Source organism: Mycoplasma sp. 613B, assembly GCF_054343485.1.
On the sequence record NZ_JBTGVH010000004.1, the window covers coordinates 1 to 23,790 of the forward strand.

Genomic DNA, 23,790 nt, shown 5'->3' on the forward strand with positions numbered 1-23,790 from the left:
CTTTAGAATAACCCGGAATTCTTAGTCCATTTCTTTGAAAAGATTCAAAATAAACAGTTGAAGAATCATAAAAAACTAATTCGATATCTCTTCCTGTTTCATTTGTGATAATGTTGTTTAAATTAGAAAAAATTTCTTTTTCATTATCAACTAAAACATCAAGAAATCTATAAAAAGAATTTTTAGAAGTTGTTATTTTATTATCAAATTTTTCTTTGTTTTTGAATCTTTGGAAAATGCTTTGTTCATAAAGAATTTTAGAAGCTATTTGATATTCCAAAATCCCTTCTAAATCTTTATGTTTACTTTCTTTTAATGAACCAAAAATATTTAATTTTTTGACAACATTGTAAATTAGATTTATCTCAGTCATTTTAAGAAATTTTTCAATATTATCTTTTTTAATTTCACTTAATAAAATATTTTTTATTTCTTCTGCTGAGTTTTTAGGATCAATTTCTCTCAATTTCTTTCTCATTATCTCTAAATATTTTGGATTTATTTTTTCTAATTTTTCAATATTTCCTAAACTTGCAATTTTTTTATAACCTTTTTTATTTTCTCAATATTTTACAACGGTTGCATATTTAGCATTCCCATTACTACATTCAAGTATAAAATGATTTTTCATATTGTAATTATACCATAATAGAAAGATTTTCAAAGAAAAAAAATATTTTTTTAATACGTAGTATTAAATATATGAAAAAAAGAAAAAAATCCCGTCAACTGGGAAAGACGGGGTTAACTGGGAAACACAGGAAAATTTAATTTTTTAGAATAGTTTTTATTAAAAATGTGAATTTTTATGAATAATTTAACATTTTAACTTAAACTTCCAACTTTTAAAATAATTATCTACTTTCTTATACTTTCAATAATCTTATAAAGAAAAACTTAGAGAAAATTCTCTAAGCTTATTAAGTTATTTTTTAGTTGCAATAATGTATGCTGTTTTTATTTCTGAATTTAAACTTTCACCTACAGGAGCAAGGAATTTATATTCTACATTATAAATGTCTTCTGGAGGTGTATTTTCATCAGGTTCTAAACCATAAACGGTTTGTGTTTTTTGTTGTGATTTATAAAGGTTTTTTGCTAATTTAGAACTGTTTTCAGTAGTTTCTACTTTAATAGACGAAAGTTTTGGATCATTTTTAAGAATTTCTCCATCTAAACTTTGTAAGATGGAAATTTCTTCAGCATCTTCATCATTTGTTTCTTTTACTGTTGTAGTTGCATCATTAAAATAGAATTTTTCAAAATATTCATAAGTAGATTTAAAAGCAGGTGTATAGTTAACATAGTCAAAGTTTCTTAAATTTGGAAGTGCTTCAAAGTTTAATTTATAACCACGTCCTGACTCTTCCACAAAGTTATCGTCTTTTTGCACATAATTATATCTAACATTTTCAGCTGATTCAAAAATTAACTCATCAACTGAATAATCATCACCTTTATAAAGATTATCATAAAGGTCATCTAATAATTGATTTGCCAAGTTATCATCGATATCTTTTGTAATAATTCAGGCATCTAATAATGTCATATTGTTTTTTGGTCTTATTGCTCTTACTGTAGTTCCATCTTCAACGTTGCTAAAATTGTCATTACCGTTGAGTGCATCTAAAGCATCACCATTATAAATAAAACCTACTTCTTGTTTTACTCCAGAGTCAATTAAAGCTGTTAATAATTCTAAACCTGAACTTTTAACACTGTTAATTTTTGTATCAGATAAAGGATGATTTGTTGATTTTTGAACAATTTCAAGAAATTTATTAATTTGCTCTTGATAGTTTTCTTTATCAACAACTCCTGTATAACCATTATTTTTAAGTTTTGGATCATTTACTAGCTCACTACCTAAAAGTAGATTATCTCTCATTGCTTCAGTTCATTCAAAATATTTGTAACCATTTTGAATTAAAGTTTGAGCAATGGATATAGAATCTTGTTTATCAAAACGAATACCTTTTTCTCTAATTTCTTGTTTTTTAGCATCGTCTCAAGAAGCTACTGCTTCTTTTAATGGTACTTTTTTACCATCTTTATCGTAATCACCAACTGTATAAGTGAAAACTTTATCTTGAATATAATAAGGGATTAAAAATTCTCATAATTGATCTTGAATTCCATCACCATCAATGTCGATAATCCCTTTGCTTTTATCACCTTCAACATAAAGAAATTGATTATAATTATCTAAATGTTCTAAAGTTTCTTTTCTTAAAAGTGATTCTATAACTTTCCTTTTATTATTAATGTTTTCTTGTGAACTTAAATTAGGATTATGTTTTAGTTTATTTGCAAGTGCTTTATTTTTTCTAAATAATCTTTCAAAATCAATTTTTCTAATTAATTGTTTTTGAATCATTCTAACAATTTGGAAATCTGAACCAACTCCACCAATAACCCTATTATCTTCTATAGCTTTAGAAAATTCAGAAACATCACCAAATTCTTTATAATTAAAATGTTTATTTAAACCATCAACTGTGCTTTTAGAAAGATAGTTTTGATAGTTCATAATAATTGGTTTAAAATTAGCAGTTGTTTTAATATAAGTTACTCCAATAACTGTTGGAACTAAAACTAATGAAGAAGCTGCGATTGTTCATTTTGCTTTATTTGATAATGCCATTTTTTACTCCTTTTTTGGAATTTTTAGTTTTATAAACTATATAAACAACATTTCCCACAACGGTAAAAAGTAACATAATTGCACCTAAAGCAAGTGCTCAGGTTTTAAAAGTTCCTTGATATAATTCAACTCCTATTGTGGAAACATTAGATGTAATTCTTGTGATAATAAAATCATCAAAAGAAAGAAAAGCTACAATAATGAACACAAAAGAAATAGCAGGAAGCATATATGTTAAATAAATTTTAAATCAAGTTTTTATTCTTCCGTATCCCAAGTCTAAAGAAGCTTCAAAAAGGTTTTTAGAAAATTTTTCACTTCTTGGATATAAAAGCATAATCCCGTAAGGAAGAGTCATAGTTACATGACTAACAATTGCTCTTATCATTCCTTCTTCAGTAGCTTTTAAAACTCCTAAAACAAGTGAAAGCAAGATTGCTAGTGAAATAGCTGTAATAATATCTGGGTTAATTAAAGGGATGTTAGAACTTGTATTAATATAAGTTTTTACACTTTTATTTTTTTGCTTTCATAAAGCAAAAACGGTAATTAACGAAATAAATATAACAATTATAGCTGTTGCAATAGCTATGATAAATGAGTTTGCAAGTGCAAGTAATTTTTCTTGAGATGCTAAGTCTTCATAACCTTTTCAACTAAATGTATTTCAAGTAGTAGAAATAAGTTCTTTATCAGATGGTTTGTTAAAAGAATAGATTAAACCAAAAAATATTGGTGTATAAAAAAGAATTAAAATTATTCAAATGTAACTTTTTCTTAAAATTTCATACTTTTTAAAAAAATCTAATAATCTAGTCATTTTTAATTCCTTTCAATTTTAATAATACAATTGGAAAGAAATAAATTATTGCATAAATTCCCATCATAACTACAATAGTAATTAAAACTAAAGATGATGATCTTGCAAGATCAAATGGGTTAGATGGATTAGCGTTAATATTAATTAAGTTTCCAATTAGTTGATTTTGACCACCGTTTGGTAGCAATTTATCAGAAATAATGATTGAAGTTGCTGCAAGTAAAAATACTAATCCAATACCTGAAAAAATAGCTTTTAATCCATAAGGTAAAACTATTTTAAAAAGTGTTTGAGTTTTATTGTATCCTAAATCTGCAGAAGCTTCTAAAATATTTTTAGGCATATCTCTAAAAACTGTATATAAAGGAATAATCATAAATGGAAGATTTAAAAATACTAAACCTAAAATCATAAATCAAATAGTATTTAAATCTGCTTCATCAAACATTGTTACAAAAAGAGCTCTTAAAGAGAATGTTTTTGCTATTGTGAATATAATCAAAGGCGAAACAATAAGAGAAATTGAATAAATTTTAAACACCTTTGATTTTGCTGTTGAAACATAAAAAGCGTAAGGTAAAGCAATTATTAAACAAATAATCGCTGTTGCAATACCTACAAATACAGATCTTCCTATAATTACTCATGTTTCTTTTTGTTGAATTAATAAATGATTATTAAAAGTTTCACCATCGTCGGTGGAAATAGGTGCTACTGCTTTAATAAAAAGTAAAAGTAACGGCAACAATATGAAAATAATTGAAAATAAAATATAAGGAATTGATAAAGAAAGTCTTGGATTAAATCCTGACTTTATTTTTTTCAAAATATTAGTTATCATTTGCTAAAAAGCCTTTACGATCTTTTTTCATTAAGTGTAATGCTTCTTTAGTTCAATGAACATAAACATTTTCACCTATTTCAAAATTTTCAATTGTTTCAGCTTGAATTATTTTGTTTCCTACTTTTACATTTATAAAGTAATATGACCCTTTATAAGTACTTTTTTCCACAACACCAAAATAGTGACTTCTCACTTTTCTTGATAAAACTATGTCTTCAGGTCTAATTAAACCATCTAGTTTTTCATCTTTTGCAAAATCTGTGTGGATTGTTTCAACTAAGTGATTTAAAATCATTACTTTTCCTGGTTCCACAAATTGTGCATCAAAGAAGTTAGCATCACCAATAAAGTTTGCTACTCATTTATTTACAGGATAATCATAAATGTTTTTTGGTGAATCATATTGTTCAATCTCACCATCTCTAATTACTGCAATTTTATCTGAAAGTTCTAAAGCTTCATCTTGATCGTGAGTAACAAAAATAAAGGTAATTCCTAATTTTTGTTGAACTGATCTTAATAATTGTTGCATTTTTTGTCTAATTTTTGCATCAAGTGCTGATAATGGTTCGTCTAATAAAAGGATTTCTGGTTCAATAACTAATGAACGAGCTAATGCTACCCTTTGTTTCATACCACCTGAAAGTTCACTAATATTTTTATTTTCGTTTCCTTCAAGACCAACTATTTTAATAATATCTGAAACTTCTTGTTCCATTTCTTGTTTAGTAATTTTTCTAGTTAAATATCTTTTTTGAAAATGTTCTGTTTTTGTATTAACATAATTTTCTCAATAAGAATATTTAAAATCAGAATCATCCAATCATCTTTGGATTTTTGCTTTTTTAAGTTTAGAAAGTTTAGAATCGTTTAATTCTTCTTTATAAATGGCTTGTTGCTTATCAATTTCAGCCATTTTTTCATTTGCGTGTTTTGTTCATTTTTCTTTATTTTCTTCTAATTTTTTAAGTATATTTTCACTTATATTTGTTTTTGGATAACGTTTTAGTTTAAGTCCGTATTTAATATTTCCAGAAACAGTTAAGTGAGAAAATAAAGCATAATCTTGGAAAATAGTGGATACATCTCTTTTGTTTGCTGGTAAATCTTTAATATCTACACCATCAAATTTAATTTCACCACGAGTGGTTCACTCAAAACCACCAATTAATCTAAGAATTGTAGTTTTTCCTGAACCTGAAGGTCCAAGTAAGGTAACAAAATCACCTTTTTCAATTTTTAAATTTACATTATTTAAAACTTTTTTCTCACCAAATTCTTTATCAACATTTTTTAATTCAATGAGAGTCTTTTGTTTTTCTTTTTGAATCATAAATAAATAAACCCTTCTTTAATAATTAAAATTTTTTTATAAAATATCAAAAACCTCATTATCTAAAGGAAAAAAATCCTTCTCTAATGAAGAAAAATGGGATAATTATCAAAAATATTTTGAGAAGTTTCTGTAGGTAAAAACTTTAAATCAGAATAAACTAAACTGATAAATTTATAAAGTTTTATTCTCAAATTTCCTAAGTTTAAAAATTTCATATTGCAATTATACCAAAATTCAAAAAATGCACTAAAAATTAAGAAAAAAACAATCCTCAAAAGGATTGAAAATTTATACTAATTTAAATATTAATGATCCTTCAGCAATTATTGAACCTTTAGCTTGAAGTAAATATGAACCAAGAGAATCTTTTATTAAGTGTTCATCCATATGAGTTGGATGTGGATCGTTATTATTGGCTTTATTATATTTTATTAATTTTTTATTTAAAGCAACTACTCTAATGATGTAAAGATTTTGAGATCCATCACCATCTTTTTTAGGTAATAATATTTTTTGAGCATCACGATTTGCATTTTCATTATGAACATCAAAATTAAGTTCAAAAGTTGAGTTTAAAATGTTTTTGGAAGTTTCTTGATCGTTGTAGTATTGTTCACCAACAGAAACAAACATTTTATCAGCAACTGCAGGGTTTTCAATATTGATTTTACCACCTAAAATTTTAACTTTATTTCTGTATTCTGCTTCGTTTTTGGTTTTTACTGGACTATAATCTTCAATTCAATACATGTATGACTGTGCTTCTTTTATTTTATTTCAACTTAAACCAAAAGTTTTTAATTGACTTAAATCATTTGAAGTACTTGTTGAAAAATAACCAGTATTTAACATATTATTTTGAATTGCATTTGATTTTATTTCAAGTTTTTTGACTTCATTTGAAGCATATAAATTTCCATTTGATTTTACAGAAGGGTGTTGTTCATATACAAATGTTAAAACACCTTCAGCAATAGTTTTATCTTTAATTGCATCATAGAAATCACCTAAATAATATTTATCAAGATTTGATTTTACATTTAATTTTGCTTCACTTAAAGCAAAAACTCTAACTTCATAAATATGTTCTGTTGGAGGAAGTGGTCCAAAATATATACTTGCGTTATGTTCCATCATTTGATCATTTGAATTTATTATTTGTTTGATTTCACTGTTATTTTGTTGTGTTACTGAATAATTTTCTTCTAAAGAAGTAGTGGTTGCAGGTATATCAAAAACACCTCAATGTGTGAAAATTCTTCCCATTACTTCTGTTGCTGTTTTATCAACTAAAACAACAGCATAAGATTTAGCATTCTCTACTTTGTTTCAACTTAAAGGTAAACTTTTACCATATGAAGTTGTTGAATAAGAGTTTGGATCTTGCTTTGCAGCATATTCTTCGTTTAAAAATCCATTTGTAATCCCTGAACTTGTGACAGTGATTTTTCCCATTGCACTTTCTTGAACCTCATTAGATGAACCAGGTTCTTTATTTACATTTCCGCCATTTGTATTTCCAGGGTTTGTTGGTTCTTTTTCAGTTGTGTTACCTTCTTTTTCGATTTTTGTTTGTGAACAAGCTACAAAAGCAGCATAAGAAAAAGGTAGCAACATTGCTGATGAAAATAATATTGTTCTTTTATTTTTTTTATTCATTTTGCCTCATTATTGTTAATTTATTTTCTATAAATTATATTATTTTTACATCAAAAAATAAAAATAAAATTCTTTTTAAATTGAAAATTAGTGAACTTGTATTTGACTTTTTGACTATTTTTAATGCTTCATAAAGTGTTTTCTTAATATTTTAGAACTTATAACTAAAAGTGGTAAGGAAACAAAAAATAAAACATATGAAAGCAGATTTAAACCAAAAGATAAAAGAAAATAAAGTATTTCTAATTCTTTTATAGGTTTTAAATACTCTTTAAAATATATATAACCACTAGTCGAGTGTGATAATAAAATTAATATTGTTATTGCATAACTAAACAAAATCAATTTTAAATTTTTTATTTTTTTAAATATCCCTATTAAAGCAATTAAAATTAAAGGTAAAAAATAATCTAAAAAATAAACTCCTATTTTATCTTGTATATTTTCAACATAAAAAATTCCTGATATAAAAAAAGCACTAAAAATAGGTGAAATAATAACAAGATAAATAAGAACAGGAATAATAGTTATTAAGACTCCAAAAGCAATTGAACTTATTAAAATAACTATTTCATGAATTTTTGCTATATTTCCCAGCCCATTTGGTAAATCTGGAATAATTTTTTCAATAAATTTAGAAATAACAATTAAAGCCAAAACAAATGCAGAAAAAATAATTTCTTTTGTTCTAGACATCTTTCCTTTCTGATGCAAGAAAATAGCAACTCCTTACGCCGGCATTAACCGAATCAAGTTAAAAGGGTATAATCTCAGCTAAAAAGCACCCCTGTGCATCATAAAAATTATACTATTTTATTTTCTTATTAGTAATAATTATGCAAAAAAATTCCACTTTGATGGAATTTTTTCTGTTTAACTTAATCTAACTATTATCTTAATTAGTTCTTCTTTACTTAAAGAATCAACACCTGAAATTTGCAATTTTTCTGCTATTTTGACTAATTGTGCTTTATCTAATTTAGATAATTTTTGTTTTAATTCTTCTTTTTTTGGATCTTGTTCTTCTTTTGAGACTTCAACAGTTTGTCCTTCTTTATTTAAAGGTTCTTTTATATTTTCATTAGGATAAATATTTTGTTTTTGAAAATCTTTTAAAATGGAATTTAAATCAAAATTTTGTGTAAATTTTTGAAATTGTTCATATTGATAAGCTAAAACGAAAGATCTTTGAATTGATCTTAAAAGTTTTCATGGATATCACATAATTAGTGAAAATACTGCTAATATTGTAAATAAAATTATTGGTGTTATAAAAATAAAACTTTTAGTATTTGCTGCATTTCTTATTATTGGTTCTCTTATCAATAAACTTACAAATCAAATTAAAATTCAAATTAAATAAAAAGATAAAAGGTTTAATCCACCAAGAAAAGAAAAGTTTTTATTCTTGTTTATTTTTGTAAATGAATTGAAAAATAAAAAAGTAACTATAGAAATTAAAAAAGTAGAAGTTACTGAAAAAATTAAAATTGTTTGTAGAAAGCTAGCGAAAGTTGTATTTTCTTCTTGTGAATAATTGCTATAAAAAATAGCTGTCACTACAAATAAAGCAGATGAAAGAATAATCATCAAGATTAATATAGCACTAAAAAGTCATAAACTCTTTTTATATTTATCTTTTTCATCTCATAGTTCTTGAAGTGTTTTTTCTGGTTTTAAAATCATTTAGTCTCCTTTTGTGAATATTATACCATTTTATTTAAAATTTGGCAATCATTATCTTTAATTGCTAATTTCAAATTCTTTTGGTAGTGGTGCATTAAAAATCATTTTTTTGCCGTTAGGATGGGTGAATTCTATTTCATAAGCATGTAATCTTTGATTAAATTCATCAACTTTTTTTCCATATAGCGGATCTCCATATACTGGGTTTTTAATATATGCCATATGTACTCTAATTTGGTGAGTTCTTCCGGTTTCAAGTTCACATCTTATTAAAGAAAAGTTTTTTTGATTATAAGTAAAAAGTTTTTCTAAAAACACATGTGTAATTGCTTCTTTTGAATTTTGCTTAATTACAGCCATTTTCTGACGATGCATCGGATCTCTACCAATGGGTAAGTTTATATGCATAATTTCATTTGAAATGAATCCTTCTACAATTGCTTTATATTTCCTTTTGATTAAGTGATTTTTTAACTGCTCTGCTAAAAAGGAATGACTTTTGTTATTTTTAGCCACAATCAATAAACCTGATGTGTCTTTATCTATTCTGTGCAAAATTCCTGGACGCATTTGTCCATTAATGTTTGATAAATTATTATTAAAATAATATAATAATCCATTTACTAAAGTTCCTTTTAAATTCCCAGGAGCAGGATGAACAACCATACCTGTTGGTTTGTTAATAACAATTAAATCATCGTCTTCATAAATAATGTTTAAGTCCATTTTTTCTGGTTCAACATTAATCTCTTTTACAGGAATTTCCTTTATATAAATTTTTTGATTTTCAAAAACGATAAAATTAGGTTTTAAAACTAATATTTCATCATTTATATAGACGTTTTTGCCTAAAATTAATTCTTTTGCATCATTTCTAGAAATATCAGAATTATCACTAATATATTTATCGATTCTTTCTTTATATTTAACTTCTAATACTAATTCTTCCATACTTTAATATTTTACCTTTGCATCTATATCATCTAAATCTGTTACTATATTTTTAGTTTGATCTAATCATTTTCTTAAAACTGTTTTTTGATTATTTCTTTTTATAGAAATTGTATCTATAATTCCTGTTCCAAAGGATAGTCCTTTTTCATTTTCATCTCCAAAATATCCACCTCAGAAAATTCCTACAACTTGTCCAAATTGATTTAATACAAGAGAACCACTCATTCCGTGACCACTATATATACCAGGTAAATGGATATTTTCTTTAAGAGAAGTATATTGTTTATTATCAATTTCTTGAATTCTGTAACTATCATTATCATATTTTAAATATGGTGATTGACTAACTTCTACATATTCATCACCACCTAAATAACCGGCGAATGTTAATTCCATTGGTAAAGGTAATAAGTTATTTTCACTATTAACTGATTTAGGAAAGTCAATTCTGTCTGTTATTAAAAAATTTAATTTGTGTTCATCATAATATTTAGCTTGATCTGGTTTAAATTGTTCTACATAAGTAGGTTTATTGAATATATTTCTTACAATCTTATCTTCTGGGAAAGTTACTTTTATAAGGGCAAAATCTGTATATTTGCCTTTTTCTGGAGAATTTTCTCCTAATGGAATAACTTCTAAATGTTTTCAAAATTCTTCAGCTTCTTTTGTTATATAAGGTGATTTGTTAATGTTGTAAGCATAAGGTTCATTTATTTTACGATCAAATCTTCTAAATACTTGCGAATATGACACTCCACTAGGAGTAATAGGGGTATTTATATGAGGTAAACTTCTATATTTTGAATTATAACTATAAGCAAATGAAGAAACTTTATCTTTATATTTTAATAAATCAGAAACCACATGTATATTAGTAGCTAAATAATATGTATTTGTATTTTTTTCTTTATCAAAAATTCAAGCTGTCCCACTTATAACTCTTGAAGTTTTAGCATTGTCATTAACAATATAATGAATGGATAATGTTCTAGATTTTAAATCATCTAAAATTTCTTCTTTGCTTTTAATTTGTCCATTTTCTGGAAAATCAACAGCAATATTATTTTTGTCAGAAGGATTTCCTTCAAAAGGAATATATAGTCTATTTTCATCGCCATTTCAATTTTTAATGACAAAATTTAAACTTTTATTAAAAATTTCAAATTTTGAAGAAGTTGAATAAAAGAATTTAGCATAATCTACTCCAAAAGGAGAAAATCTGTTTTTAAATTCATTGCTTTCAAAAAAATTCTGAATTTTGTCACCTATGGTTTCATATCTTAAGGTTTTATCACTAGAATTTAAACTACTTACTACTAAATCTTGTTTAGTTTCTATATTGTATGATTTATTTATATAATTTTTATTAATTTTTGTAAATTCAAAAATTTTGGAACTTATTGTATTAAAATTAAATACTTTAAAATTAAATACTTTTTGGATTTTTGAATTTTTTTCAGTTATCAGGATATCTATATTACCATCTTGATCATCGAGTGTTTGAGTTAATATTTTAAAATCAAATTCGTTAAAATTTACATTGTTATTCAAATTAAAAATTTGGTTAAAATTAGAAATTTTTGCAGCAGAAATTACAGATGGAAAAATATCATTAGCATTTTTATTTAATTTAAAATAATCAGTTACATTTTCATTAAATAAAATCGTTTTTTTATTCAATATTTCTTGTTCATCTTTAAAAGAAACATTATTAATAGTTATAACTTTTCCGTAGGAATAATCAGGAAATGAAGAGTGAGTAAGAGTGAAAATTATGCTAATTTTCTTTGTAATAGGATTATAAGTGTTATTGAGAACCTCTATTTTTGCTTTATAATTTTCATTTTCTTTTAAAATTATTTCTTTAGTTTTTGTTGATGAGTTTGTTTGAATATTAAATTTGGCATCATCTAAAGTAAAATAATCTAAAAAGTTTTCAGATGTAAGGGAATTATGATTTATTGAAGATAACTCTTGTAATCTTGTTAAAGATAAATTTTGTAAAGCATTATTAATTCTTGTTTTAAATCTGATGTCTCCTACTTTTGTAGATTTAAAACCAGAAACTATAAATTCTTTTTCTCCTGCGATAGTTTCTGTTCTTTTATACTTGCTTGTCATTTTAACTTTAATTGTTCCATTAAAGTCATCTGCACTATTTGGTACTTCTTCTAAATCAATATCAAATTTTTCTAAAATATCTGTGGTTTCTATATTCGGTTTTATTCTATAACTTAAATAACTTCTTAAATATGAAATATTATCTGGTTTTGAAATTTCACTTGGTAATATTTCATCTAAACCACTTTTTGCTTCAATGGCTATAAAATTATCAACACCATTATTTTGAATTTTAGTGTTGTTTCCATCGTTGTTGTTTATGAAATCATCATAACTATTTTTTATAATGAAATAGGAACCAACAACTATTGAAATAACCGGGATTGCTATTATAGAAGATATTCCCAACCAAAAAAGTCCTTTTTTATTTTTCTTTTTATTTTTTTCCATTTTTCACTCTTTTTATGTATAATTTTTATTATTGGCTCATTGGTGAAATGGTAGACACAGGAGATTCAAAACCTCCCGCAAGAGATTGCATATCGGTTCAAGTCCGATATGAGCCACCATTTGTTTTTAAAACGCCTTTTTGAATAAAAAAGTTAGTTAGAGTAAAATTTCTCTTTTATTTCTAACTAACTTTTATTTTGAAATTTCTAAAATTTCAACTGAATATTTATCAGGAGCATCCACATCAACTTTTTCACCAACTGAATGATTTAAAACAGCTAAAGCTAATGGTGTTATATTGGAAATTTTTAATTCTTCAGGATTAGCATCCAAAGAACCTACGATTTGTACTTCAATAATATTTCCTTCATTTTCTTTATTTTTTGCTTCAAAAATTCTTAATTTAACTTTTGAACCAACAGAAACTACATTATTTTTTTCAACTTCAACAATTACTTTAGCTTTTGAAATAATATGTTCTAATTCTGTTATTCTTGCTTCAAGTAATCCTTGCTTTTCTCTTGCTGCATCATATTCAGCGTTTTCAGAAAGGTCACCTTGATTTCTAGCATCTTTAATATCTTCAATTACTTTAGGTCTTTCAACATTAATAAGATTGTGTAATTCTTCTTTAAATTGGTTTAAACGCTCTTGTGTTAGTAAAATTTCATTATCGTTTTTTTTCTTCATTTTGCCTCCAATTTATATTCAATTTTACCAAATTAAATAACTATTAATAAAAAAGTATTAGAAATTTTTATATAGTTATGTTTTAAATTTTTATTTTTAACAAATTCTTTGATTTCTTTTGTGAAACTTTTTTTATTTGTTTTCAAAACAAGCATTCTGTTTTCTTTTAATAAAGAAAGCATTTTATCTCATTCAATTTTATCATTAATATTTGCTGTATCTATGAAAACAAAATCTAATGAGCAAGAATCTAAAGAATCAATATTAAAATTATTAATATTCATATTAAATCTCTTTTGCAAGTCATTTATTTTGGAACTGCTTAAAAAGGAATTTAAATTTTGAAGTTGTTTATTAACTACATAAAATAAAAAACCTTTTTCTTCAACAAAAAGTAAATTTTTGTAATTATTTGCATCAATAGTATTCATAAAAAATTCAAATTCTTCTACCATTCACTCTGTAGCATCTTTTATTTCTTCTTGAATTTCTTCTTTAAGAAAATGTTTATTTTCTACTTCGAACTTTTTATTTTCTTCTTTATATTTTTGAATTTCTTTATTTGTATAAATTTTTAAAATAAAATAAATTAAAAATCCTATAAATAAAACAACAAACATAGAAGTAATTAGAATAATTTTTCAAATTTCCATATTATTCCTCTTCTAGTTCATATGAAAGAAATTTAAATATGTCTATTTTAGTATCATTTAAATAGAAATTTTCTTTATTTTCTTCAATGAAATCATCAAAAATATAATTAGCAATATCATATTCATCTTCTTCTAAATTGCTATAAATTCCTTTATCTTCGTCAAATTTCAAAACATTTATAGAGTTTTCTTCATCTAAGAAAAATATTAAATTTTCCCCAACAACATCATTAGAAAACAACATTGTTATTTTTTGGGAAATTTCTTTCCCTGTTTCATCAGTAAACATTAATTCTGTTTTTCTACTTTTATCATTTAAATCTATTTTCATATTATAACCTTATCAAATAATCTTCTAAAATTAGTTGTGCTGCTAATTTATCTTTACTTTTTTTTCTTTTTTTTCTTGATATGCCTGCTGAAATCATTATTTCTTCAGCTTTTTTTGTTGTTTCTCTTTCGTCAATTAAAATCACAGGTAAAAGAAAAGTTTTTTCTAATATGACTTTAAAATTCTCAACCATAATAGTTCTTTCACTTTTGTTTCCTGTCATTTTGAGTGGATAACCTAATACAAATGTATCAATTTCATATTCATTTAAATATTCACTTATTCTTTTAACTACTTTATCAAAATCATTTTCTTCAAACCTAAAATTTTCAAGTCCAGTTGCTAAAATGTTAAATGGATCACTTATTGCAAAACCACATGTTTTAGTTCCTAAGTCTAATGCTAATTTTCTCTTGTTCATTTAATTTTTCAATATAGAAATTATATTTTTCTCTGAATCTAAATTATTTTCTATATTTCCTTGAGCTAAAATTGAACTTCCACCACCAGAACCTTTTACAAATTTTAAAATTTTATTAAATAATTCTTTACAATCTTCTATTTTTGAACTTATAGTTAATAGTAATTTTTCATTTTTTGCAGAACCTAAAATAAATGTTATTTCTGGATTGTTTTCTCTTAAACTAGCTGCTAAATTTTTTATTGTGCTTGCTTCTAAATTTAAATTTATATAATATTTTTTATTATTAATTTCTATTGGGTTTATATCTAAATTTATGTCAATATTTTGTGAAGTTTTAGATATATTTTTAAAATCTTCTCTTGCTTTTTCAATTAATTCATTTACTTTTTTAAGTGTTTCTCTATCTCCGTTATTTTCAAAATCAGTTATTTTATAATTTGGTTCTATTTTTTGAATTTTATGACATAAATTATTATAAATTTCTTGATTCTTATCAATTTCTTGCTCAAAATATTTAGAAATCATTTTATTTGATGTTATAGCTTTAATTCTAAAAATCCCAGTTCCTTTATTTTCTACTGATACAATTTTAAAATCTTCTATTAAACTTGTATTACAAATATGGGTTCCACCACATAAATCGGTAGTAATGTTTTTGAATTCAACAAGTCTAACATTATTTTTATCCATATATTCAGCTTCTTCAAGCGTCATTATAGCATTCATTTTTTCTGCTTCTTTTATAGAAGTTTCTAAATATCTTCTATCAACTGAACTTTTAATGTAAGAAATAACTCTATTCTCGATTTCATCAATTTCTTTTTCTGATGGTTTTTTATCTAATGGGAAATCAAATGTTAATCTATTTTCATTATTATCTGAACCTAACTGCTTAATAAACATTCCATATTGTTCTCTTAATGACTTGAATAATAAGTGAGTACTTGAATGATTTCTTTCTAAATTTACTCTATTATCTTTATCAATAAATAATTCTACCTCTGATTTTTTGTTCAATTTTCCTTTTATAACATGGACATTATTTTGAAACTTATCTTTAAAAACTTCTATTACTTTAACTATGTTGTTATCTTGTTTTATAAATCCTTGATCATGTTTTTGACCACCGCCAGTTGCATAGAAAACAGTTTTATCAAAAATAACATAACTTAAATCTTCATCAGAAGTAAAATCAATTTCTTTTTCAGAAGAAGCTAAAAACTTAATTTTTGCTTTTAATTTACTATTTTCATAACCGACAAATTCAGATATTTTGCCTTTAATTAAATTTAAAGAATTTATAACTTTTTTCATCCCTTGTTTTTTCTCTCCACGAGAAATATCAGCATGTTCCTTTTTATATTTATCAAATTGAGAAATATCAAGTGATACGCCTTTTTCTTGAAGGATTTCTTGAGTTAATTCAATCGGAAATCCATATGTTTCAAATAATTTAAAAGCTACTGAAAAATCAAAATTTCCTTTATTTTTTTCTAATTCTTGATCTAAAAGTTTTTGTCCTTGTTCGATGGTTTGAGAGAATAATATTTCTTCATTTTTTATAATTGTTTCTACTTTTTTAACATCAATTTCATATGGTAAAGTATCTTTAACAATTTGAGTTAATTTATATAAAAAGGTTTTTTCTTTGATTCCAAGTTGTAAACCAGCTCTATAAGATCTTCTAATTAACCTTCTAATTATATAACCACGAGAAACGTTTGATGGTTTTACTCCATCATTTATAGCATTAACAACAGCTCTTATATGATCTGCAATAATTTTAAATTTAATATTAAAAAATTCTACTTCTTTATTTTTAATAAAATAGTTATTTGGATCATATTTATAAGAAGTCATTTTTTCAACTTCTTTAATAATTGGTAAAAATAAGTCTGTATCAAAATTAGTTGGAGCATCTTGTAAAATTGATACCAATCTTTCAAAACCAGCTCCTGTATCAATATTTTTTTGTGCTAACTCTGTATAGTTATTTTCACCATCATTATTAAATTGAGAAAAAACGATATTTCAAATTTCTATATATCTATCATTTTCGATATCTTCTTTTAATAATTCAATTCCTCTTGAATCAAATTTTTCACCTCTATCGAAAAAAATCTCAGTACATGGACCACAAGGACCAGAACCAATATCTCAAAAATTAGTCTTTCTTGTTCCTTTGATAATATGAGATTCATCAATTCCTAAAGATATTCATTTATTTTTAGTAATTTCATCCTCTTCAAAGTATGTAAAATATAATTTTTTTAAATCAAAATTTAAGCATTTAGTTAAAAATTCATAAGCATATTCGATTGCTTCTTCTTTAAAATAATCACCGATTGAAAAATTACCCAACATTTCAAACATTGTATGATGTCTTGTAGTATAACCCACATTTTCTATATCATTAGTTCTTAGTGATTTTTGAGAGTTAGTTAAACGATTTTTTGGTGGTATTTTCTTTCCTGAAAAATAATCTTTTAAAGTTGCTACACCTGAATTTATTCACAACAAAGAAGGATCATTAACTGGAACTAATGATTTTGTTTCTACAATTAAATGATTTTTTGATTCAAAAAATCTTAATCATTTTTCTCTTATTTCTTTTGATGTTAACATTTTATCTCCTTTATTATAAATAATCAATTTCCTTGTTTTTTCTGTATATTTTGTCTATGATTGCTCCTCCAAGACATTTTTCACCATCGTAAAATACCACTTGTTGCCCAGGAGTTACCGCTTCAGAACCTTGCGGATAAAAAACAGTTATATTTTCTTTATTTTCAGATATTTCTATTGTAACCGGAATATCTTCTTGTCTATATCTGAATTTAGCTGTGATGTTATTTGTATTAAAATCTCAATTATTTAAATTTAAATTTGTTGCTTTTAATTTATCTGATATTAATCATTCTTTTTCCGATGCTGGGGCTACATAAATAATCTTTTTCTCTATATTATGACCCACAACAAAGAAAGGCTCTTTCATACCACCAAGATGTAGCCCTTTTCTTTGTCCTAAAGTATAATACATAGCACCTATATGTTCACCAACAACCTTATTATTTCTTATATCAACAATTTGCCCTGGTTGAGAAGGGATGTAATTTTGCAAGAAATCTTGAAAATTCCTTTCTCCGATAAAGCAAATTCCTGTAGAATCTTTCTTTTTGGCAGTAATTAAACCTAATTTTTCAGCAATACTTCGAACTTCTTTTTTCTCTAAATTTGCAAGTGGAAATAATGTTTTAGAAATTTGAAAATTATTTAATTGAGCTAAAAAATAAGTTTGATCTTTTTCTTTATCCTTTGATCTAAATAAAAAACCATTTTCTGATTTTGCATAATGACCTGTAGCAATAAAATCGCCTTCAAATTCTTGTAAAACAAAATTTAAAAATTTGTCAAATTTTATATATTTATTGCATAAAATATCAGGATTTGGAGTTCTCCCTTTTTTATATTGTTCAATAAAGTCTTGAAAAACATATTCTCAATATTCTTCAATAAAGTCTTTTCTATATATTGGTATATTCAATTTTTTTGCAACTTCTTGAGCATCAGCTCAATCATTTTCTTGTGGACATTGTTCTTGATTATAATCATTGCCTAAAATATCATTATTTATTAATGAATCTCAATTTCTCATAAATACACCAATAACTTCATGACCTTGCTCCTTTAATAAGTGAGCTGCTACCGATGAATCTACTCCACCAGATAATCCTACAATAACTCTTGCCATAATAAACACTATTATAATAAAAAATATTAAATTTAAGCCTATTTTGCTTAAATTTTTATATTTTTAATATTTTTCCCTTTCAAAAATTAAAACTTGATATTTTGATAACTTAATATTATTTTTATTATTTACTTTCAAGTTTGAACTTGAATATTTTAATTTATATTTTTCTAAATTTAAGATTGATCACTTGTTTTTATTTGTTAAATTAATAAGAATTAATATTTCAGTTCTAATAAAATTAATTTTATATTTTAAAATTGAAATGCTTGGAAAATTTAAAGAAATTTTTAAATTTTTAGAACTATCAAAATCGCTAAAAAATAATTTTTTAAATTTTAGTAATTTAATAATTCAATTTCATAAAGACTCTTCATTAGTAAAATTATCATATAAATTATTGCTTTTATAATTTTCAGGTTTTTTGAAATAATTTATTTCATTTTTATTAAATCCAAGCCCTTTATTTCCAAATCAAGCAAAAGATGTATTATTATTTTTAGCACTTAACTTTGATCTAACATTAAAATAAGATTCCGGTGTAACTCCTTTGTATTCTAAAAATCTTTTTCTATAACTAAAATCTTTTTCATTTAGTTCATCTTCGCTTTTGAAGATAATATTTTCCTGACCGATTTCATCTCCTTGAAAAAAATAATTATTATGATTATTTAAAATAAAAACAGAAAAAATCATTTTCTTAAAAGCAAGCATTTCTTCTTTGTCTTTGCAAGCACAAAGTCTAGATGCTATTCTCCCATAAAATTCATTATTCATTACAAAAGAAGTTTTTATATTAGTTTTCAATATTTTTCTAAAAAAAAGAAAGTTTTTTAATCAATTATACTTAGTTAAATAATCATTTGGATATTTTTTGTGAAGTCAGTATTCTGAATAATAATCTAAAAATAATTCATCAAATTTAAAATTTGATAATATATTCGTCTCTAAATTATGTTTATAAAAGGAAAAATCTAAAGAAGCAAAAATTTTAATTTTATTATTAATTAGTTTTATATTTTCAATTAAGTCGTTAATTATAATATGAGAATTTTCATTATAATTAATTTCTGGTTTATTTATATATAAAATATTTTTAAAAACTATGCCATCAATTCCTAATTGATTATAAAAATTAATAATTTCTTTAAATTTTTCTTTTTTTTCAGTTCTTAATCATTCTAAGTCAATAACTTTAGTTACATCTTTTTTCATTATAAACTCAGAAGTTTTACTAATTTCCTGTAAATCTTCTTTATTTTTGCTACTATAAATTGTTTTATAATTGCTAAAATTTTCAAAATATTTATCAGATTTTTTAAAATCAAAAACCATATTTACTTTTATATCTCTAGATTTAAAAATGCTTATCATTTCTTTAAAATCTAAAATATCTCCATAATGGATTTTAATAAATTTTGGATCTTTAATTTCTTCATAGTTATCTAAAATAGAAGGAATGATTATTTCATCGATTCCTAATTCTGAAAAATAGGATACTTTAGAAGATATCCCTTTATAATCCCCAACACCTGAAGATGTTGAATCATAAAATTTTGTATTTAATATTTCATAATAATTTTTTCTTATTTCGCTTCTCATTATAATAATAATTATATTTTAATTTGTTTAAAAATTATAAATAAATTAAAAATGTTTCAAAACCTTCCTTTTCTTGCATTTTTCCTGATTTTATTAAAAAATCTAATTCAGATAATTTTTTAATTATGTTAAAAACATACTTTTCATCTTTTCTATTATTTTTTAAAAATTCTTTTGCTTTTTTAATTCTAAAAGGATGAATTTTTATTTTCTCAGCAAGTTCTTTTTCACTAATTTTTTTATTGTCAAAATGAATAACTTGAAATAAAACATTAAAAAAAGAAAATATTTGACCAATTAAATTATTTATTGAAAAACCTTCAAGTGTTTTTTCTTTATAAACCTTTCAAATTTCCTCTATATTTAAATTTGATAAGGAATTTATTAATGCAAAATCATTGTCTAGATCAGTTAAAAAAACCAATTTTTGAATACTTGTTTTAGTAATTACTGTATTATAAATTAGCAATTTATCAATTTCTTTTGAAATAAACATTAAGTCATTTGGTAAAAGTGATGCTAAATATATTAAATCTAATTCTGAAATTTCTCCCTTTTTAGCTTTTATTATTTTTTTGATATATTCATTTTTTTCTTTAATATCTATTTTATTTAATTCTTTATGGAAAGAATTTGACAATAAAAATTTAAAGAGTGATGAATTTATTATTTTTCTCTCTTTTTTTTCAAAAAAACAACTAAAAATAATTACTTTTTCTTTATTTATTTTTATGGAATTTAATAAATCTATTAATTTATTTACTTCTGGATTTAAAAATAAATCAGTATCTTTTATTACTAAAACTTCTTCATTAATAAAAATGTCTTTAGAATCTATTTTTTCAAGCAATTGATCAAAAGAAATTCCAGAACAAATTGTGATTTTGTGGTTTGGTAATTTGGAAATAATTTTTTTTATTTCTCTATTTATTAAAAACTGTTCATTACCATAAAAAAAATACATTTTTACCCCTTTTCTTTATTTTTTTTAAAATTGATAATATTTAAAATTAAAAAATAATTACAAATAACAATTAATGATATTATAAAAGAAAAATTCAAATTTATATAATATTGATAAGGATAAAATCATTTAATTATATAAATAAATACCAACGAAATAAAGTCCAATATCTCCTTATTTCAAATAAATATAAAGGAAAAAATATAAAGAATTGAAATAATAGGACTGAAAACTACTGAATTTAATATAGATAAAATATTGTAATGTGTTAAATCTACGATGTTTATAATTAAAAAACCAATAATGTTGCTGCTAATTGAAATTAATAAAATATTAAGAAATTTATTTTTTATTTTAAACTCTAAAATAAAAAGAATATTTAAAGTTATTAAAAAAGTTAATATAAATGAGACAGAAAAAATAACATTAATATTTATAATTATAAAAATTAAAGCTATGAATATTAAAATTTCAATTCTATTAAATTTATTTTTCAATAATTTTAAATTTATATAATTAAAAATTATAAAAACAAAAGCACGTACACTTGAAATTGAAAAATCTAAAATCATTAAATAGACAAAACAAAAGAAAAAGAAAAAAATAAAAAATCAGATTTCTTTAATTTTCAAAAAATTAAAAATTTTCTTAATGAAAAGATTTATTAAACCAATATGAAATCCCGAAATAACAAATAGATGATAAATAGATAAATCTTTAATAATTTTAACTATTTCATTAGATTCATTTGTTTTTTCTCCAATCAAAAGCATTGGAACAATTTTTGCATAATTTTCTTTACCACTTAGTATATATTGTTTTATATTATCTAAAAAAGAAAAATGTTTTTCTTGAAAATTTAAATACAACACTTTTTGAACTTTGTATAAAATGTTTTTAGATTTTAAGAATAAATTTCAACTTAATTTTTCGTTATTATTTTCAATTTTTGCTATTTCTAATTTTGCATTATATAAAGCATTTTCCTGTATATCAGGATAATTAATAAGCACTTTTCTAGATTCAAAATCAAAAAAGAAACTTTTTTTCGATAATTTATAAAATTGAATATTATTTTTTTCAATTACAAAAGTCTTTTTTTCACTATTTTGACTAAAAAATAAAATAAAAAAGTAAATGGTAAATAAAATTAAAAAGGTTATGTAAAGTTTTGATTTTATGTTTAAAAAATATATAAAAATGATTAAATTAAAAAATAAAAATAAATAATTTAAAAAAGTGAAACTTATTTGAAGAAAAATAATAAATATAATTAATAAAATTAAATCTCAAACTCTTCTTGCAGAATTTTTAGAGTTTTTTCACCTAATCCATTTATTTTTAAAAAATCTTCCCATTTTAGTTTTTCTGTATCTTTATCTTTTAAAAAAAGTATTATTTTTTTTATTATATTCATTCTTATACCAACTTTTTTAAACTCTTCTTCTGTAACTTTATTAATTTTTTTCTTTGTTTTATAATCAATAAAAGGAATAAAAATTTTTTTATTTTCAATAATTTTTTCTTCAAGATTTATTTTTTTAATATCTGCATTAGGTTTTAAATTAAATTTAAATAAAACATCTCTTAACTTAACCCCTTTATCGAAAAATAATCCGCCTTGATATGAAACAGCTCCTGAAATTTCTAAAAGAACTTTTTCTTTTTTTAAGAAATTTTTCTTGTTTTGTTGCTTATAAATAAAGAAAGAAACTCCACCAACCAAAACCAAGGAAAAAAGCAACAAGGAAGATATAAAAAATTTTTTTCTTTTCTTAACCATATTAAATATTTCTTTTTTTGAGATAAAAGTCAAAAAAAGGAAAAAAATAGGAAAAATGCTTTTATTTTGCTAAAATAATATAGCATTGGTCAATTGCTGCAAATATATTGTAGAGGAAAGTCCGCGCTAGCACTATCTGAGATGATAGTAGTGTTCATGTTGGATCTAATAAATCCAAGCTTAGACGACAAGTGCCACAGAGACGAGCTTATTAAATTAAGGTGAAACGCGGTAAACTCCATGAGCTAGAAACCCAAATTAAGGTAGGGGAACTTTATTTTTTGAAATGAAAAAAAATAAAGAGGTTTTAAATCTAGATAAATAATTGACACTTTTATAAAGTACAGAACGCGGCTTATAGATGCAAAAAAACCAGTTTTTATTTAACTGGTTTTTCTTTTTGAATATTCACTAATAAGTCGCTTATAAAATTAAAAGAATTTTTTAATAAATAAGGACTTATTTTTCTTATTCCATATATTTCTTGTAAATCTACTAAAATTAATGTTTCATTATTCACAAATGCTTTTTTATAAGAAAAGAGTATTATATTTTTATCTCTTTCAAGTAAATTGGATACAAAACCCTTTAGTGCAAAATCATCATAAAAATTATCAAAAATGATATAAATATCATCATTTATAACATTATTTTCAATTATTACATTTGTATTAGAATTCAATATAATTTCTTTTCTTTTAATTTCAGAATAAAATTTTATAAATTCATTTACATTATAGTTATCTTCTCCTAATTTAAAAAGGTGAAATCTTGAATATTTTTCTAAAACTAAAAATATTTTTTGTAAATTTTTATAATTAGTCATTAATCCTTCAATTAAAAAATCTAAATCATACCCAATTACAGTCTTAAATAAAGCATCTCCAAAAGGATTTTTATCTTTTTCCTTTTGTTTTATATAGTTTTCAGTTACTGTTTTTCTAAATTCTTTATAATTTTCATAACCGATTTTCTTTACATAATGACTTATCGTACATGCTGTATTCATGAAAAATTGTTCAGCAAATTCCATTTGAGTTAATTTACAAAATAACTCAGTGTTATTTTCAATTCAATCTTCCATTTCATGCTCAGTTTTTGATAATCTAACTTCAACTTTATGTTTTACTACCAT

At 23.4% G+C, this 23,790-nt stretch carries 20 protein-coding genes, 1 tRNA gene, 1 other RNA gene, 1 pseudogene and 1 riboswitch; of the genes and pseudogenes, 2 read left to right on the forward strand and 21 right to left on the reverse strand.

From position 1 onward, the window contains the following. The 10 genes and pseudogenes from ACXX87_RS00900 to ACXX87_RS00945 form a co-directional block, all read right to left on the reverse strand. Positions 1 to 631: pseudogene (locus ACXX87_RS00900) on the reverse strand (hypothetical protein); the annotation flags it as partial. A gap of 294 nt (positions 632 to 925) precedes the next feature. Continuing rightward, the gene (locus ACXX87_RS00905; protein ID WP_458573103.1) at positions 926 to 2,644 is read right to left on the reverse strand and encodes a hypothetical protein; all 1,719 of its coding nucleotides are present in this window, start codon (positions 2,642 to 2,644) and stop codon (positions 926 to 928) included. Then, on the reverse strand, positions 2,628 to 3,464 hold the full coding sequence (locus ACXX87_RS00910) for an ABC transporter permease (protein ID WP_436359082.1): 837 nt from the start codon (positions 3,462 to 3,464) through the stop codon (positions 2,628 to 2,630). The genes ACXX87_RS00905 and ACXX87_RS00910 overlap by 17 nt, the downstream gene beginning before the upstream one ends. Continuing rightward, positions 3,457 to 4,290 (reverse strand): ABC transporter permease, encoded by an 834-nt coding sequence (locus ACXX87_RS00915; protein WP_436359081.1) that lies wholly within the window; start codon positions 4,288 to 4,290, stop codon positions 3,457 to 3,459. The genes ACXX87_RS00910 and ACXX87_RS00915 overlap by 8 nt, the downstream gene beginning before the upstream one ends. A 4-nt stretch (positions 4,291 to 4,294) precedes the next feature. Next, positions 4,295 to 5,641: an ABC transporter ATP-binding protein gene (locus ACXX87_RS00920; protein ID WP_458573104.1), complete on the reverse strand. Its 1,347-nt coding sequence runs from the start codon at positions 5,639 to 5,641 to the stop codon at positions 4,295 to 4,297. Positions 5,642 to 5,932: 291 nt separating this feature from the next. Beyond that, positions 5,933 to 7,303, reverse strand: coding sequence for a YbhB/YbcL family Raf kinase inhibitor-like protein (locus ACXX87_RS00925; RefSeq protein WP_458560485.1), 1,371 nt, complete (start codon positions 7,301 to 7,303; stop codon positions 5,933 to 5,935). A gap of 120 nt (positions 7,304 to 7,423) precedes the next feature. Next, complete coding sequence (locus ACXX87_RS00930; RefSeq protein ID WP_458560484.1) at positions 7,424 to 7,999, reverse strand: hypothetical protein; 576 nt, start codon at positions 7,997 to 7,999, stop codon at positions 7,424 to 7,426. Positions 8,000 to 8,011: 12 nt separating this feature from the next. Beyond that, a riboswitch (TPP riboswitch) is annotated at positions 8,012 to 8,102 on the reverse strand. 74 nt (positions 8,103 to 8,176) lie between these two features. Continuing rightward, positions 8,177 to 8,989, reverse strand: coding sequence for a hypothetical protein (locus ACXX87_RS00935; protein ID WP_458573105.1), 813 nt, complete (start codon positions 8,987 to 8,989; stop codon positions 8,177 to 8,179). 57 nt (positions 8,990 to 9,046) lie between these two features. Then, positions 9,047 to 9,940 (reverse strand): RluA family pseudouridine synthase, encoded by an 894-nt coding sequence (locus ACXX87_RS00940; RefSeq protein ID WP_458573106.1) that lies wholly within the window; start codon positions 9,938 to 9,940, stop codon positions 9,047 to 9,049. A 3-nt stretch (positions 9,941 to 9,943) separates the two neighbouring features. Beyond that, entirely contained in the window at positions 9,944 to 12,457 is a 2,514-nt protein-coding gene (locus ACXX87_RS00945) for a DUF31 family putative serine protease (protein WP_436359074.1), read from the reverse strand. A 33-nt stretch (positions 12,458 to 12,490) separates the two neighbouring features. On the opposite strand from ACXX87_RS00945, the gene ACXX87_RS00950 reads away from it, so the two are divergent. Next, positions 12,491 to 12,576 (forward strand) — tRNA-Leu (locus ACXX87_RS00950). A gap of 73 nt (positions 12,577 to 12,649) precedes the next feature. Here ACXX87_RS00950 and greA read toward each other — a convergent pair. The 10 genes from greA to ACXX87_RS01000 are packed head-to-tail and all read right to left on the reverse strand — an operon-like array spanning position 12,650 to position 22,655. Then, complete coding sequence (greA, locus tag ACXX87_RS00955; RefSeq protein WP_436359073.1) at positions 12,650 to 13,147, reverse strand: transcription elongation factor GreA; 498 nt, start codon at positions 13,145 to 13,147, stop codon at positions 12,650 to 12,652. A gap of 32 nt (positions 13,148 to 13,179) precedes the next feature. Continuing rightward, the gene (locus ACXX87_RS00960) at positions 13,180 to 13,800 is read right to left on the reverse strand and encodes a BC85_0335 family putative methyltransferase (RefSeq protein WP_436359072.1); all 621 of its coding nucleotides are present in this window, start codon (positions 13,798 to 13,800) and stop codon (positions 13,180 to 13,182) included. A 1-nt stretch (position 13,801) separates the two neighbouring features. Then, positions 13,802 to 14,131, reverse strand: a complete 330-nt coding sequence (locus ACXX87_RS00965) for a hypothetical protein (RefSeq protein WP_436359071.1) — start codon at positions 14,129 to 14,131, stop codon at positions 13,802 to 13,804. Between the two features lies 1 nt (position 14,132). Further along, a complete protein-coding gene (gene ruvX, locus ACXX87_RS00970) occupies positions 14,133 to 14,552 on the reverse strand; it encodes a Holliday junction resolvase RuvX (RefSeq protein ID WP_436359070.1) in 420 nt (139 codons plus the stop codon). Continuing rightward, entirely contained in the window at positions 14,553 to 17,180 is a 2,628-nt protein-coding gene (alaS, locus tag ACXX87_RS00975) for an alanine--tRNA ligase (RefSeq protein ID WP_458573107.1), read from the reverse strand. Between the two features lie 13 nt (positions 17,181 to 17,193). Beyond that, positions 17,194 to 18,309 carry a tRNA 2-thiouridine(34) synthase MnmA gene (mnmA, locus tag ACXX87_RS00980; protein ID WP_436359215.1) on the reverse strand — a complete coding sequence of 372 codons (1,116 nt, stop codon included), beginning with the start codon at positions 18,307 to 18,309 and terminating at the stop codon, positions 17,194 to 17,196. Between the two features lie 60 nt (positions 18,310 to 18,369). Beyond that, positions 18,370 to 19,908, reverse strand: coding sequence for an alpha-amylase family glycosyl hydrolase (locus ACXX87_RS00985; protein ID WP_436359068.1), 1,539 nt, complete (start codon positions 19,906 to 19,908; stop codon positions 18,370 to 18,372). A gap of 34 nt (positions 19,909 to 19,942) precedes the next feature. Further along, on the reverse strand, positions 19,943 to 20,872 hold the full coding sequence (gene holA / locus ACXX87_RS00990; RefSeq protein WP_436359067.1) for a DNA polymerase III subunit delta: 930 nt from the start codon (positions 20,870 to 20,872) through the stop codon (positions 19,943 to 19,945). 2 nt (positions 20,873 to 20,874) lie between these two features. Beyond that, complete coding sequence (locus ACXX87_RS00995; protein ID WP_458559558.1) at positions 20,875 to 22,230, reverse strand: MAG0480 family ComEC-like protein; 1,356 nt, start codon at positions 22,228 to 22,230, stop codon at positions 20,875 to 20,877. Further along, positions 22,155 to 22,655 (reverse strand): MAG0490 family ComEA-like DNA-binding protein, encoded by a 501-nt coding sequence (locus ACXX87_RS01000; RefSeq protein ID WP_458557657.1) that lies wholly within the window; start codon positions 22,653 to 22,655, stop codon positions 22,155 to 22,157. Before ACXX87_RS01000 ends, ACXX87_RS00995 begins: the two co-directional genes overlap by 76 nt. 81 nt (positions 22,656 to 22,736) lie before the next feature. Here ACXX87_RS01000 and rnpB point away from each other — a divergent pair. Further along, positions 22,737 to 23,018, forward strand: an RNA gene (rnpB, locus tag ACXX87_RS01005) — RNase P RNA component class B. A gap of 16 nt (positions 23,019 to 23,034) precedes the next feature. Here rnpB and ACXX87_RS01010 read toward each other — a convergent pair. Further along, positions 23,035 to 23,790, reverse strand: a complete 756-nt coding sequence (locus tag ACXX87_RS01010; protein WP_436359063.1) for a hypothetical protein — start codon at positions 23,788 to 23,790, stop codon at positions 23,035 to 23,037.